The organism is Streptomyces sp. NPDC023481 (assembly GCF_055560195.1).
Genome location: NZ_JBVHJE010000004.1, coordinates 97,026 through 112,786, shown reverse-complemented (window position 1 = coordinate 112,786; position 15,761 = coordinate 97,026). Strand labels below are relative to the sequence as shown.

General features: G+C 74.5%; 4 protein-coding genes. 3 read left to right on the top strand and 1 reads right to left on the bottom strand.

Features of this window, described 5'->3' with window-relative positions; all coding sequences use genetic code 11:
* The first annotated feature begins 175 nt into the window (after positions 1-175).
* On the top strand, positions 176-637 hold the full coding sequence (locus ACZ3ZD_RS10670; protein WP_467395408.1) for a flavin reductase family protein: 462 nt from the start codon (positions 176-178) through the stop codon (positions 635-637).
* 105 nt (positions 638-742) lie between these two features.
* Positions 743-1,156: a YybH family protein gene (locus ACZ3ZD_RS10665; protein WP_467395407.1), complete on the top strand. Its 414-nt coding sequence runs from the start codon at positions 743-745 to the stop codon at positions 1,154-1,156.
* A 91-nt stretch (positions 1,157-1,247) separates the two neighbouring features.
* On the opposite strand, the gene ACZ3ZD_RS10660 is transcribed toward ACZ3ZD_RS10665, so the two are convergent.
* Positions 1,248-1,658, bottom strand: a complete 411-nt coding sequence (locus tag ACZ3ZD_RS10660) for a YybH family protein (RefSeq protein ID WP_467395406.1) — start codon at positions 1,656-1,658, stop codon at positions 1,248-1,250.
* Positions 1,659-1,940: 282 nt separating this feature from the next.
* On the opposite strand from ACZ3ZD_RS10660, the gene ACZ3ZD_RS10655 reads away from it, so the two are divergent.
* Complete coding sequence (locus tag ACZ3ZD_RS10655; protein ID WP_467395405.1) at positions 1,941-15,620, top strand: SDR family NAD(P)-dependent oxidoreductase; 13,680 nt, start codon at positions 1,941-1,943, stop codon at positions 15,618-15,620.
* Positions 15,621-15,761: the final 141 nt, after the last annotated feature.

Here is a 15,761-nt window from a genome sequence, read left to right as displayed (position 1 = left end):
TTGAGCGCGGGAAAGTGCCGAGCGGATACGTTTTCCACCCACCCCTTTGTTGCGTAGGGGACCCTCAACCCGAATCCGAAGAGGGGAAATGACTCCTGCATCCGCAGAACTCGAACCCGCGGCCTCGCGGACGGGGCTGCGCACGTCTGTCGGAGCCGCTTCGCTGCGGGATGTGATGTCCCAGTTCGCCACAGGCGTCACCGTGCTCACGGTGGGCGGCGACCACATCCACGCCATGACGGCCAACGCCTTCAGCTCGGTGTCGCTGACTCCGCCGACCGTGCTGGTCTCCATCGATCACAGCGCCGTCATGTTCGACGAGCTGACCGGGGCCGGTCACTTCGGCGTGAACATCCTGTCGGCCGAACAGCAGCCGCTGGCCCGGCACTTCGCCGACAAGAAGCGCACCCTCGGGCTCGCGCAGTTCGACGGCGTCGAATGGGCGCCGGGCGAGCACACGGGCGCCCCTCTCCTGGCCGGCGCGCTGGCCTGGCTGGAGTGCGACGTGACGGACGCGCACGTCTCGGGCGACCACACGATCTTCGTCGGCAGGGTGCTGGACTGCCGACGGGGCTGCGACGACGCCGCGCTGACGTTCTTCGACGGGAAGTTCGGGCACGCCCCGCGGGCCGCCTGACGACTCCGGGCGCCGGCACGGCGCGCGGTCGCGCACACCACAGCCGGACACGGCTGATCCGCCCATCACATGAATCACACCAATCACACGAAGAAGGAGTCGCACATGACCGCCTCGACCCCCGACGTCGACCTGTACAGCCTGGAACTCACCGATGACCCGGAGGTCCAGAACGACGTCTTCCTGAAGATCTTCAACTCCGGTGACGGCGCCGCCTTCGACAACCTCTACCGCGACGACGCCATCTCCAACCTGACGGGCGCCCCGCTGACCGGTGAGGCGCGCACGAAGGGCATCATCGACCTGCTCGCCAAGGGCCCGACGCTGAAGTCCGTCGTCAAGCACTCCTACACCGCCGACGACGTCACGCTCATCGTGGTCGACTTCGAGCTGGGGCTGCCCGGCGAGGACGGCGAGCCGGTCCAGATCAAGGGCACCTGCACCGACGTCATCCGCCGCGTGGAGGGCGGCAAGTGGCTGATGGCGGTGGACCGTCCGGTCGCCGCCATCACCGTCTGACCCGTACCGCGGTCCGGTACGACGGAGGAGGCCGGGCTCCCCTGGGGGAGCCCGGCCTCTTCGCGTGTGCCCGCTCGCGTGACCCGTGCCGTCAGTCGCGCGGCTCCTCGCCGAACGGGTCGTCGACGGCGTACAGCCAGGAGCCGTCCGCCTGCTTGCGCAGGACGTCCAGGCCGACGCCGCGCAGGTTCTCGCGGCCCGTGCCGCTCGCGGTGTTGATCTCCATGGTCCAGTCCACGACCAGCAGGGCCGTGTCGCCGGTGACGTACGCCTCCCGCACGTCGGTCTCGATGTGCGGCTGCATGGTGGCGAGGAATTCCGTGATGGCGGCCCGGCGGTCCGCGCCGCTCACCGGATTTCCCTTCTCCCAGACGATGATGCCGGCCTCGGTGTAATGGGCGTTGACGCTCTCCGCGTCGCCCGAGTTGAAAGCGGCGACATAGCTTTCGAGATGCGCCTCGAGCTCCTTGGGGAGTTCGACGGCGGTGGCGGTGTTCGACATTCTTTTCCTCCGGTTGGTGAGGAGTGAAAGAGCGATGAGGGTGACAACTACGCCGAAAAGCTATCCGCAGGCCGGAAACCCGGGGCTCACCGAGGAGTAACGCGACGCACCGCGACGCGGTGCCCGGGCGCCGATTACCGGACCGTGATCACTCGTTGGATCTTCGGACGACCCGGCTGCATAACGTCGTTGGCAGGCCGCGCGCCGAGCCGTCCGGGCTCCGCATGCGCAGGCGGACGTCTTGGACCGTTGCGACACGCAGTACGGAGAGGGCACCCGACAGTGACGACCAGCGAGCACGACACCCACGCAGCACCCACCCGGGAGGGCGGCGCGTCCGGGGACCGGGCGGAGCCGATTGCTGTCATCGGCATGTCCTGCCGGCTTCCGGGAGCCGGCTCCCCCGCCGCGTTCTGGGACCTGCTCACGCGCGGCGCCGACGCCATCACCCCCGTGCCGGAGGGGCGTTGGGGCCCGGACGGGCGGTCCCTGGGCGCCGGGCGCGGTGGCTTCCTCGACGCGGTGGACGCGTTCGACGCGCCGTTCTTCGGCATCTCCCCGCGTGAGGCGGCGGCGATGGACCCGCAGCAGCGGCTGGTGCTGGAGCTGGCCTGGGAAGCGCTGGAGGACGCCGGGGTCGTCCCCGCCGCCCTGCGCGGGAGCCGGACGGCCGTGTTCGTCGGCACCCTGCGCGACGACTACACCAGCCTGCTGTACCTGCACGGCGCCGAGGCCGTCACCCAGCACACGATGACCGGCGTCAACCGCGGTGTCATCGCCAACCGCGTCTCGTACCACCTGGGTCTGCACGGTCCGAGCATGACCGTGGACTCCGCCCAGTCGTCGTCGCTGGTGGCCGTCCACCTGGCCTGCGAGAGCCTGCGCGCCGGCGAGGCCGACAGCGCGCTCGTGGCGGGTGTGAACCTCAACCTGCTCGCCGAGAACGTCGTCACCGAGTCCCGTTTCGGTGCGCTGTCGCCCGACGGGACCACCTACACCTTCGACGCCCGCGCCAACGGCTTCGTGCCCGGCGAGGGCGGCGGTGTGCTCCTGCTGAAGCCGCTGAGCCGGGCCCGGGCCGACCAGGACCGGATCTACGGCGTCATCCGCTCCAGCGCCGTCAACAACGACGGCGCCACCGACGGGCTCACGGTGCCGAGCCCGGCCGCCCAGGAGGCGGTGCTGCGCGAGGCGTACGAGCGTGCCGGGATCGCTCCCGAGGAGGTGCAGTACGTCGAACTGCACGGCACCGGCACCCCGGTCGGCGACCCGCTGGAGGCGGCGGCGCTCGGTGCCGCGCTCGGCCGGGGCCGCACGGCGGGCACCGCGCTGCGCGTGGGCTCCGTGAAGACCAACATCGGCCATCTGGAAGGCGCGGCGGGCATCGCCGGCCTGATCAAGACGCTGCTCAGCCTGCACCACCGGCGGCTCCCGGCCAGCCTGAACTTCGAGGCACCCCACCCGCGGATCGCCCTGGACGAGCTGGGCATCGCCGTACAGCGGGAGCTGACGGCCTGGCCGGACGAGGACCGGGCGCTGGTCGCGGGCGTCAGCTCCTTCGGCATGGGCGGCACCAACGCCCACGTCGTCGTCGGCGAGGCCCCCGCCAGGACCGCCGCCGCCTCCGGCCCCGCCGCCCCGGCGGCCGTCGCCCCGCTGCCCTGGATCGTCACCGGGCACGACGAGGAGGCGCTGCGCGCCCAGGCCGCGAAGCTGCGTGCCTTCGCCGCCGAGCACCCCGGGCAGCCGGCCGAGGACGTCGGCCGGGCGCTGGCCACCACCCGTACCTTCCTGGGCCACCGCGCCGTCGTCGTCGCCGACGGCCGCGACGCGCTGCTCGCCGGCCTGGACGCGCTCGCCGCCGGTACCCCCGCCGTCTCCGTCGTCACCGGGGCCGTACGGCCCGGCGGGCTGGCGTTCCTCTTCACCGGTCAGGGCGCCCAGCGCACCGGCATGGGCCGGGAGCTGTACGCGGCGTTCCCGGCGTACGCCACCGCCTTCGACGAGGTCGCCGCCCACCTGGACCCGCTGCTGCCGCGCCCGCTCGCCGAACTCATCGCCGACGGGGCGGCACTGCACGAGACCGGTGTCACCCAGCCCGCGCTGTTCGCCGTCGAGGTCGCCCTGTTCCGCCTGGTCGAGAGCTGGGGGCTGCGGCCCGACCGGCTCGCCGGCCACTCCGTCGGCGAGCTGGCCGCCGCCCATGTCGCGGGCGTGTTCTCGCTCGCCGACGCCGCGCGGCTGGTCGCCGCCCGGGCCCGGCTGATGCAGGCGCTGCCCGCGGGCGGCGCGATGATCGCGGTGGAGGCCACCGAGGCCGAGGTGCTGCCGCTCCTCGCGGGCCGCGAGGGCGCGCTCGCCGTCGCCGCCGTCAACGGCCCCCGCTCCCTCGTCCTGTCCGGTGACGCCGACGCGGCCGAGGAGGTCGCGGCCGTGCTGCGCGACCGAGGTCACCGCACGAAGCGTCTGACCGTCTCGCACGCCTTCCACTCGCCGCACATGGACCCGATGCTCGCGGAGTTCCGCGCGGTGGCGGCCTCGCTCGACTACTCGGAGCCGGTCATTCCGGTCGTCTCCACGGTCACCGGGGAGCCGGTGGCCGCCGGGGAGTTCAACTCGCCCGACTACTGGGTCGAGCAGGTCCGCCGCCCGGTGCGCTTCCTCGACGCCTTCCGCACCCTGGAGAGCGCCGGCGTGCGCACCTTCCTGGAGCTGGGGCCGGAGGGTGTGCTGTCCTCCCTCGCCGAGGAGTGCGCCGAGGACGCCACCGCCGTGGCCGCCGTCCCGCTGCTGCGGGCCGGCCGCTCCGAGCCGCTGACCGCGCAGGCCGCGCTGGCCACCGCGTTCACCCGGGGTGCCGAGCCCGACTGGACCGCCCTGTACGGCGGCCGTCCCGCGCGTCATGTCGAGCTGCCGACGTACGCCTTCCAGCGCCGCCCCTACTGGCTGGGCGGTGCCCGTGGGGCCGTCGCCCCGCTGCCGGCCGCCCTCCCCGAGGCCGCGTCCGGTGCCCCCGCCGCCCTCGCCCCGCGCGGCGAACTGGGCCGCCGCCTGGCCCCGTTGGGCGCGGCGGAGCGCAGGCGCGCCGTCGAGGACCTGTTGCAGACCCACATCGCCGCGGTCCTGGAGTACGAGCCCGGCCAGCGGGTGCCCGGCCACACGCCCTTCCGGGACCTCGGTTTCAGCTCCCTGATGGCCACCGAACTGCGCGCCACGCTCGCCCGGGCCACCGGCCTGAAGCTGCCCGGCGGCCTGCTCTTCGACCACCCGACCCCGCAGGACCTGGCCGGGTTCCTGGAGGCCGAACTGCTCGGCGAGGCCGCCGCCCAGGAGGAGGCGGCGGCGGTGGGCGCCGACGGCGAGGCCGTCGCCGTCGTCGCCATGGCCTGCCGCTACCCCGGCGGCGTGGCCTCGCCGGAGGACCTGTGGCGGCTCGTCGCCGAGGGCGGCGACGCCATCACCGCGTTCCCGGCCGACCGCGGCTGGCCCGAGGACCTGTACGACCCCGACCCGGACCGGCCCGGCCACAGCTCCGTGCGGCACGGCGGGTTCCTGCACGACGCGGGGGACTTCGACGCCGCGTTCTTCGGGATCTCCCCGCGCGAGGCCCTGGCCATGGACCCGCAGCAGCGCCTCCTGCTGGAGACCGCGTGGGAGAGCGTCGAGCGCGCCGGGATCGACCCCGCGCGGCTGCGCGGCACCCGCACCGGGGTGTTCGTCGGCGCCACCGCCCTGGAGTACGGGCCGCGGATGGACGACGCCCCCGAGTCCGTCCAGGGCGGCGTGCTGACCGGCACCACCCCCAGTGTCCTGTCCGGCCGTATCGCCTACCAGCTGGGCCTGGTCGGCCCGGCGATCACGGTGGACACGGCCTGCTCCTCCTCCCTGGTCGCCCTGCACCTGGCGATCCGCTCGCTGCGCTCCGGCGAGACCAACCTCGCCCTCGCGGGCGGCGCCACCGTCATGTCCTCGCCGGGCATGTTCGTGGAGTTCTCCCGCCAGCGCGGGCTGGCCGCCGACGGCCGCTGCAAGTCCTTCTCCGACGACGCCGACGGCACCGGCTGGTCCGAGGGCGTCGGCCTGCTCCTGCTGGAACGGCTGTCCGACGCGGTGCGGAACGGCCACCCCGTCCTGGCCGTGCTCCGGGGCTCCGCCGTCAACCAGGACGGGGCCAGCAACGGGCTCACGGCCCCCAACGGCCCGTCCCAGCAGCGTGTCATCCAGCAGGCCTTGGCCGACTCCGGCCTGACCGCGGCGGACGTGGACGCCGTCGAGGCCCACGGGACCGGGACCCGCCTCGGCGACCCCATCGAGGCGGAGGCCCTCAAAGCCGTCTACGGCCCCGGACACGACGGCGACCGCCCCCTGCACCTCGGCTCGCTGAAGTCCAACATCGGCCACGCGCAGGCCGCCGCCGGCGTCGGCGGGGTCATCAAGATGGTCCAGGCGATGCGGCACGGCGTGCTGCCCCGGACGCTCCACGTGGACCGGCCGAGCAGCCGGGTCGACTGGTCCGACGGCACCGTCGCCCTGCTCACCGAGGAACGCCCGTGGCCCGGGGCCGGCCGTCCCCGGCGTGCCGCGGTCTCCTCCTTCGGCATCAGCGGCACCAACGCCCACCTCATCGTCGAGGAGGCGCCCCCGGTCACCGCCCCGGTCACCGCCGACGCCCAGGCCGGCACCGCCGCCCCCGCCGCCGTACCCGCGCCGTACGTCGTCACCGCCCGCGACCCCGAAGCGCTGCGCGAGCGGGCCGCCCGGCTGGCCGCGCACCTCACCGGCTCCGACGCCGGCCTCGCCGACGTCGGCTTCTCCCTCGCCACCACCCGCACCGCCTTCGAGCACCGCGCCGTCGTCCTCGCCGCCGGCGCCGACGACCTGCTCGCCGGACTGACCGGGCTCGCCGCGGGCGGCGGCGCCCCGAACACCGTCACCGGCACCGCGGACGCGCCGGCCCGCACCGCGTTCCTGTTCACCGGCCAGGGCGCGCAGCGCGCCGGGGCGAGCCGCGAACTGTACGCCGCCCACCCGGTGTTCGCCGCCGCCCTGGACGAGGTGTGCGCGGCCTTCGACGGTCTGCTGGAGGTGCCGCTGCGCGACGTGCTGTTCGGCGAGGGCGCGGGCGCGGGGCTGATCGGCCTCACCGCCTACACCCAGCCGTCGCTGTTCGCCGTCGAGGTGGCCCTCTTCCGGCTGCTGGCCCACCACGGGCTGACCCCCGACCTGCTCGCCGGGCACTCGATCGGTGAACTCGCCGCCGCTCACGTCGCCGGGGTGCTGTCCCTGGAGGACGCCGCGGTCCTGGTCGCCGCCCGCGGCCGGCTCATGCAGTCCGCACCGGCGGGCGGCGCGATGGTCGCCGTCGAGGGCACCGAGGAGGAGATCGCCGCCTCGCTCGCCGGGCGGGAGTCCGCCGTGTCCGTCGCCGCCGTCAACTCTCCGTCGTCCGTCGTGATCTCCGGGGACGCCGAAGCCGTGGCGGAGGCCGCCCGCAGCTGGCAGGAGGCCGGCCGCCGCACCCACCGGCTGGCGGTCTCGCACGCCTTCCACTCCCCGCACATGGACGGCATCCTGGAGGAGTTCCGGGCCGTGGCCGCCGGGCTCACCTTCCACCGCCCGCGCATCCCCATCGTCTCGACGGTGACCGGCGAGACCGCCACCGCCGAGCAGCTCGCCTCGCCCGACTACTGGGCGCGGCAGATCCGCGAGACCGTCCGGTTCGCCGCGGCCACCGAACGCCTCGCGGCCGACGGGGCCGGCGTCCTCGTCGAGGTCGGCCCGGACGCCGTGCTGACGGCACTGGCCCGGCGCACGCTGGAGGGCACCCCGGCCGCCGCGGTCACCGCCGTGCCGGTGCTGCGTTCCGGCCGGCCCGAGGCGGAGACCTTCGCGACCGCGGTGGCCACGGCGTACGCGCAGGGCGCCCCGCTCGACGTGGCCTCCTTCTTCCCCGGCGCGGTGCGCACCGAGCTGCCCGTCTACCCCTTCCAGCGCACCCGTTACTGGCTGAACGCGGCGCCGCGCGGTGACGCCCGCAGCCTCGGCCTGGATCCGGCCGGGCACCCGCTGCTGACCACCGCCGTGGAGTTCGCCGAGCGGGAGGACGCGCTGTTCACCAGCGTCCTGTCGCGCGCCGCCCAGCCCTGGCTGGCCGACCACGCGATCGTCGGTACGGTCATCGCACCGGGCACCGCCTTCCTCGAACTCGCCGTCGCCGCGGGCGGCCACCTCGGTGTCCCGCACGTGGCGGAGATGACACTGGAGGCGCCGCTGCCGCTGCCGGAGCGCGGAGCCGTCCGCGTCCAGGTGGCGGTCGGCGCGCCCGACCGGGACGGACGGCGCCCGTTCACCGTCCACGCGCGCCCCGACACCGCCGACGGCGCCCCGACCTGGACCCGGCACGCCACCGGCCTGCTCGCCGGGGCCGCCGCGGCGCCCGCCGCCGACGCCGACCTCGTCACCTGGCCGCCGGCCGGCGCCACCGCCGAGAGCCTCGACGACGTCTACGACCGGCTGGCCGCCCTCGGCTACGCCTACGGTCCCGCCTTCCAGGCGCTGCGCGCCGTCTGGCGGCGCGGCACCGACGTCTTCGCCGAGGTGCGCCTGCCCGACGCGCAGGCCGAGGGCGCGGCCGCGTACGGCCTGCATCCCGCGCTGCTCGACGCCGTACTGCACCCGCTGGTGCTCGACGCGGGCGCCGACACGGACCCGGCGCTGATCCGGCTGCCGTTCGCCTGGAACGACGTCGCCCTGCACGCGGCGGGCGCCTCCCGGCTGCGCGCCCGGATCTCGCCCGCCGGCCCCGACCACGCCTCCCTCACCGTCGCCGACGGCACCGGCGCCCCCGTCGCCGACCTGGAGCTGGCCCTGCGTGCCGTCCCCCGGGACCGTCTCGCGGCGGCGGCGGAGACCGGCTCCGGCGCCCTGTTCACCGTGGAGTGGCAGGAGCTGCCGTCGCCCGCCCCGGACACCGCCCTGACCTGGGCCGAGGCCGGTGACACGCTCGACCTCGCGGAGCCGGCCGACGTCGTCGTCCTCCGGGTGCCCACCGCCCCGGACGACGCGGGCGATCCGCGGCCCGCCACCCGTCGGGTGCTGCGCCTCGTCCAGCGGTGGCTGGCCGACGAGCGGTTCACGGGCTCCCGGCTCGCGCTGGTGACCCGGCACGCGGTCGCCGCACGCCCCACCGACGACGTGGACCTCGCGGGCGCGTCCGTCTGGGGCCTGATCCGCTCCGCGCAGTCGGAGCACCCCGACCGACTGGTCCTGATCGACCTCGACGACGACCCGGCGGCGGACTCCCTGTTGCCCGCCGCGGTCGCCGCCGAGGAGCCGCAGCTGGCCGTGCGCGCCGGCCGGCTGCACGCGCCCCGGCTCGCCCGCACCCTCCGGGCGGCCGGGGCGCCCACCCCCCGCTTCGACCCCGACGGCACCGTCCTCGTCACCGGCGGCACCGGCGGCCTCGGCGCGCTGTTCGCCCGGCACCTGGTGACCGGGCACGGTGTACGGCACCTGCTGCTGAGCAGCCGCCGGGGCCCCGCCGCGCCGGGCGCCGCCGAGCTGGCCGAGGAACTGACCGCGCTCGGCGCCGAGGTGACGGTCACCGCGGCCGACGCCGCCGATCGGGACGCCGTCGCGGACCTGATCGCCTCGGTCCCGGCCGAGCACCCGCTGACCGCCGTCGTGCACACGGCCGGCGTCCTGGACGACGCGACCCTGGAGTCGCTGACCGAGGCACAGCTGGACGCCGTACTGCGGCCCAAGGCGGACGCGGCCCGGCACCTGCACGAACTGACCCGCGAGCTGGACCTGACGGCCTTCGTGCTGTTCTCGTCCGTGTCCGGTCTCACCGGCACCGCGGGCCAGGCCAACTACGCGGCGGCCAACACCTATCTGGACGCGCTCGCCCAGCATCGCGCCGCGCGGGGTCTTCCCGCGACCTCGCTGGCGTGGGGCCTGTGGGACGCCACGCACGGCATGGGAGCGTCCCTCACCGACGCCGACCTCGCCCGCTGGGCACGCGCCGGCATGACCCCGCTCACCCCGGACCAGGGTCGCGCGCTGTTCGACCTGGCACTGGCCGGCGACGAGCCGCTGCTGGCCCCCCTGGTCCTGGACCCGGCCAGGCTCGCCGCGGACGGGGCGGCGCCGGTTCCGGCGCTGTACCGGGGCCTGGTGCGCCCGCGTCCGCGGCGGGCCGCGCAGGCCGGTCCGGCCGGCGGCGCCGGCTCCGACTGGGCACGGGAGATCGCCGGCCTGCCGGAGGCCAAGCGGGGCGACGCCGTACTGGCCGTGGTGCGGGCCACCGTGGCGTCGGTGCTCGGCCACCCGGGCGCCGCGGCCGTGGACCCGGCCCGTTCCTTCAACGACCTCGGTTTCGACTCGATGGCCGGTGTCGACCTGCGCAACCGGCTCACCGCCGCCACCGGTCTGCGGCTGCCCACCACGGCGGTCTTCGACCATCCGACACCGCACGCGCTCGCCGCGTACCTGCTGACCGAGGCGGTGTCCACCCAGGCCACCCAGGCCACCCAGGCGTCCCAGGCCCCCGGGAGCCGGGACGGGCGCGGGCGCGCCGGGGCGCGCGCCGACGAGCCGATCGCGATCGTGGGCATGGCGTGCCGGTACCCGGGTGGTGTGTCGTCCCCCGAGGACCTGTGGGAGCTGGTCGCGGGCGGGGTGGACGCCATCAGCGAGTTCCCGTCCAACCGGGGCTGGGACATCGAGAAGCTGTACGACCCGGACCCGGACCGGGTGGGCACGTCGTACGTCCGCCAGGGCGGCTTCCTGCACGACGCCGACCTGTTCGACCGGGAGTTCTTCGGCATGTCGCCGCGCGAGGCGACGGCCACCGACCCCCAGCAGCGCCTGCTGCTGGAGACCGCCTGGGAGACCTTCGAGAGCGCGGGCATCGACCCGGCCTTGCTGCGCGGCAGCGAGACCGGTGTGTTCACCGGCGCCATGTACGACGACTACGCCTCGCGCCTGGAGGCCACCCCGGAGGAGTTCGAGGGCTTCCTGCTCGCGGGCAACCTCTCCAGTGTCCTGTCCGGCCGCCTGTCGTACACGTACGGTCTGGAGGGCCCGGCCGTCACGGTCGACACGGCCTGCTCCTCGTCGCTGGTCGCCATGCACATGGCCGTCAACGCGCTGCGCAACGGCGAGTGCGACCTCGCACTGGCGGGCGGTGTCACGGTGATGAACAGCCCGAACACCTTCGTGGAGTTCTCGCGTCAGCGCGGTCTGTCCGCCGACGGGCGCTGCAAGTCCTTCTCCGACGACGCCGACGGCACCGGCTGGTCCGAGGGCGTCGGCCTGCTCCTGGTCGAACGCCTCTCCGACGCCCGCAGGAACGGCCACCAGGTCCTGGCCGTCATCCGGGGCACGGCCGTGAACCAGGACGGCGCCAGCAACGGCCTGACCGCACCCAACGGCCCCTCCCAGGAACGCGTCATCCGGCAGGCCCTCGCCAACGCCGGCCTGAACACCGACGACATCGACGCCGTCGAGGCACACGGCACCGGCACCCGCCTCGGCGACCCCATCGAAGCCCAGGCACTGCTCGCCACCTACGGACGGGACCGCTCCACCGAGCGTCCCCTCTACCTCGGCTCCCTCAAGTCGAACATCGGCCACTCCCAGGCGGCCGCCGGTGTCGGCGGCGTCATCAAGATGATCGAGGCCATGCGCCACGGGACGCTCCCGCGGACGCTGCACGCCGACAACCCGTCCAGCCATGTGGACTGGGACGCGGGCGCGGTGGAACTGCTCACCGAGGCGCGGGAGTGGCCCGCGGTCGAGGGCCGGCCCCGCCGCGCGGGCATCTCCTCCTTCGGTATCAGCGGCACCAACGCCCACGTCCTCATCGAGGAACCCCCGGCCGAGCGCCGCCCGGCGGGGACGTCCGGTGCGCCCGTCCGTGTCCTGCCGTGGATCCTCACCGGCAAGACCGAGAAGGCGCTGCGCGACCAGGCCGAGCGCCTGCGCCGGTTCGTGGAGGCGCGGCCCGGGCTGGAGGCGGCCGACGTCGCCTACACGCTGGCCACCGGGCGCGCCCTGCTCGACCGGGGCGTGGCCGTCCTGGGCGACAGCCGCGAAACGCTCCTCGAAGGGCTGGCCGCGCTCGCCGGTTCCGCCGACGGCCGGCAGGTCCCCGGGGTGGTCGGCGCCCGTACCGGCCGCCCCGGCAGGACCGCCTTCCTGTTCACCGGGCAGGGTGCCCAACGGCTCGGCATGGGCCGGGAGTTGTACGAGACGAACCCGGTGTTCGCCGAGGCGCTGGACGAGGTGTGCGCCCGCCTCGACCTGGAGCTGGTCCGTCCCGTGAAGGGGGTGCTGTTCGCGCCGGAGACGTCGGCCGACGCCGCGCTGATCGACCAGACGGCCTTCACCCAGGCCGCGCTCTTCGCGGTCGAAGTCGCCCTGTACCGCCTCTTCGAGCACTACGGTGTGCGGCCGGACTACCTGCTCGGGCACTCCCTCGGTGAGGTCACCGCGGCCCATCTGGCCGGCGTGCTCGACCTCGACGACGCCTGTGTCCTGGTCGCCGAGCGCGGCCGCCTGATGCAGGCCGCCCGCGAGGGCGGTGCGATGGCCTCGATCCAGGCCGGGGAGGACGAGGTCCGTGCCTCCCTCCTCCCGTACGGCGAGAAGCGTCTCTCCGTCGCCGCCGTCAACGGCCCGCGCGCCACGGTGATCTCCGGTGACGAGGACGCCGTCACCGAGGTCATGGAGCACTGGCGGGCCAAGGGCGCCAGGGTCAGGCTGCTGGCCGTCTCGCACGCCTTCCACTCCGCGCACATGGAGGAGGTCCTCGAGGAGTTCCGCGACAGCATCGCGGACCTGACCTTCAGGGCGCCCGCGATCCCCGTCGTCTCCAACGTGACGGGCGTCCTCGCCACCGACGAGGAGCTGACGTCACCCGACTACTGGGTCCGCCACATCCGCGGCACCGTCCGGTTCCACGACGGCGTGCGGTTCCTGGAGTCCGAGGGCGTCACCGAGTACCTGGAGCTGGGCCCGGACGGTGTCCTGACCGCGCTCGCCGAGACCTGCCTGACCGAGGAGGCCGGGATGCTCGCCCCGGCGTTGCGGCGCGGCCGGCCCGAGGCGGAGTCCGTGGCGACGGCACTGGCCCTGCTGCGGCTGCGCGGTGCCGGACCCGACTGGACCAGGGTCCTGCCCGGCGCGCGCCGAGTCGGCCTTCCCACGTACGCCTTCCAGCGCGAGCGGTACTGGCTGGACGGCCCGGGCGCCCCGCTGGACGCCGCCGGCCTGGGCCTGACGCCCGCCCTGCACCCTCTGCTCGGCGCGGCCGTGAACCTGGCCGACCGGGACACCCACGTCTTCACGGGACGGCTGTCGCCGCACACCCACGGCTGGCTGGCCGAACACGCCGTCGACGGGAACGTCGTTCTGCCGGGCACCGCTCTGGTGGAGCTGGCGACGCGCGCCGGCGAACAGACCGGTACCGGGACGCTGGACGAACTGCTGCTGTCGGTGCCCTTGGTGCTGCCGGCGCGCGGCGGTGTGCAGGTCCAGGTCGTCGTCGGCGAGGCCGATGACGCCGGGCGCCGGGCGGTGGAGGTGTACGGGCGGCCCGAACCGGAGGACGTGGGCGCCGGGTCCGGTGACGCCGGCGAGGCCGCGTGGACGCTGCACGCCCGGGGACGGCTGGTTCCGGCGGACGTGTCCGGTGGCGAGCCGCTGACGGTGTGGCCTCCGGCGGGCGCCCGCGAGGTGTCTCTGGAGGGCGCCTACGAACGGTTGGCGGAGCTGGGTTACGCCTATGGTCCGGCGTTCCGTGGGCTGCGGCGGGCCTGGCGGGGTGAGGGTGAGGTGTTCGCCGAGGTGGCCCTCCCGGAGGCGTTGCGTGCGGAGGCGGGGCGTTACCTGCTGCACCCGGCACTGCTGGACGCCGCCCTCCACACCCTGCTGCCCGGCGTGGTGGACGAGGCGGGCCGAGCGCGGTTGCCGTTCGCGTGGTCGGGGGTCACCCTCCACGCGGTGGGCGCCACCTCGCTGCGCGTCCGCCTGACAGTGTCCGACCAGGATTCCGAGACGTTGGAGGCGTCGCTGACGGTGGCCGACGGCACGGGTGCCCCGGTGGCGACCGTGGACGGGCTGACGTTGCGTCCCTTGTCACGGGAGGCACTGCGGGAAGCGGCGGCCCCCGGCGGCCGGGACGGCTTGTTCGGCGTGCGGTGGAAGCCCCTGGCCGACACCCGCACTGTTCCGGTCCCGGCACCCGAAAACGTCGAGGTGCTGGAGGCCGTATCCGCCGGACGGACCACACCCGAGGTCCTGCGCGACACCCTGCACCAGGTCCAGCGGTTCCTCGCCGACGACAACAACCTCGACCGCACCCTGCTCGTCGTCACCCGCGGAGCCCTCGCGGTCGCCGGCGAGGACATCACAGACCTCGCCGCCGCCGGCGTCACCGGACTCATCCGCGTCGCACAGACCGAACACCCCGGCCGGATCGTCCTGGCAGACCTCGAACCCGAAACCCACCTCGACACCCACAAGATCCTCGCCACCGGCGAACCCCAACTCGCCCTCCGCGCCGGCACCCTCCATATCCCCCGCCTCACCCGCACCACCCACCAACCCGACTCCGGACACCGCATCCACTGGGACCAGGGCACCGTCCTGATCACCGGCGCCACCGGAACACTGGGCACGGTACTGGCCCGCCACCTGGTCACCACCCACGGCGCACGCCACCTCCTCCTCGTCTCCCGACGCGGCCCCGACGCACCCGGCGCCACCGAACTCCGAAACGAACTCCACGCGCTGGGAGCCGAAGTCACCCTCGCCGCCTGCGACGTCTCCGACACCGACGCCGTCACCGCGCTCCTGGCCACCATCCCCGCCGACCGGCCCCTCAAAGCCGTCATCCACACCGCCGGCGTCCTGGACGACACCGTCCTGACCGCCCTGACCCCCGAAAGCCTGGACACCGTCCTCAAACCCAAGACCGACGCCGCCTGGAACCTCCACCAGGCCACCCTCCACGCAGAACTGGACGCGTTCATCGTCTACTCCTCCATCGCCGGCCTGATCGGCAACGCCGGGCAGGCCAACTACGCGGCCGCCAACACCTACCTCGACGCCCTCGCCCAACACCGCACCGCACAAGGCCTGCCCGGCACCTCCCTCGCCTGGGGCCTGTGGAACCAGACCAGCACGATCAGCGGCGAACTCAACGACACCGACCTGCGCCGCCTGGCCCGTATCGGCCTCCAGCCGCTGGCCACGGACGAGGCGATGGAACTGTTCGACGCCGCCGTGGCGGGCACGGAACCGGTCCTCGCCGTCAGCGGACTCGACCCGGCCGCGCTGCGCAAGGCGGGTGAAGCCCTGCCGCCGCTGCTGCGTGATCTGGCCCCGGTCGGTCGCCGCCGCACCGCCGCCCCGGCCGTTCGGTCCGGCGGCCAGGAGGCGGGCCCCTCGCTGGCCGAGCGCCTGGGCAACCTGTCCGAGGAGGAGCGTGCACAGGTTCTGACCGACCTCGTCCGCACCCAGGTGGCCGCGGTCCTCGGACACGCCGACGCCGCAGCCGTCGAAGCCGAACGGGCCTTCCAGGACCTGGGCTTCGACTCGCTGACCGCCGTCGAACTGCGCAACCAGCTCAACAACGCCACCGGACTGCGACTGCCCAGCACCCTCGTCTTCGACCACCCCAACCCCGCCGCCCTCGCCGCACATCTGCACGGGCAGCTCAAGGTGGAGCCGGCGTCGCCCGCCGACTCGGTGGTCGAGGAGCTGGGCCGGCTCCGGGCCGCCATCCAGTCGGCGGCCGCCGATCCCGCTGCCTACGAGAGCGTCGCCGGGCAGTTGCGCGAACTGCTGGGCGTCGCCGAGCGGGCGAGCGGCCGCGCACCCGCCGACGAGACGGCCGACGACCTGGTCGACGCGAGCGACGAGGAGCTGTTCGCACTCCTCGACGACCTGAACTGAACGGGCGACCGCTCCGGGAGCCGACGAGGGGGTCGGCTCCCGGGTGGTTGCGCACGCCCGGCGTGCCGGCGCCGCGGCACACCACCGCACGACCCACGAGACCACGTACGAGCCACATGACGACGGGGAGCTGAGATCAGT

Bases quoted from the DNA above. Each gene is read 5' to 3' on its own strand.
- ACZ3ZD_RS10670 (WP_467395408.1), top strand. From the start codon at position 176: ATGTCCCAGTTCGCCACAGGCGTCACCGTGCTCACGGTGGGCGGCGAC.
- ACZ3ZD_RS10665 (WP_467395407.1), top strand. From the start codon at position 743: ATGACCGCCTCGACCCCCGACGTCGACCTGTACAGCCTGGAACTCACC.
- ACZ3ZD_RS10660 (WP_467395406.1), bottom strand. From the start codon at position 1,658: ATGTCGAACACCGCCACCGCCGTCGAACTCCCCAAGGAGCTCGAGGCG.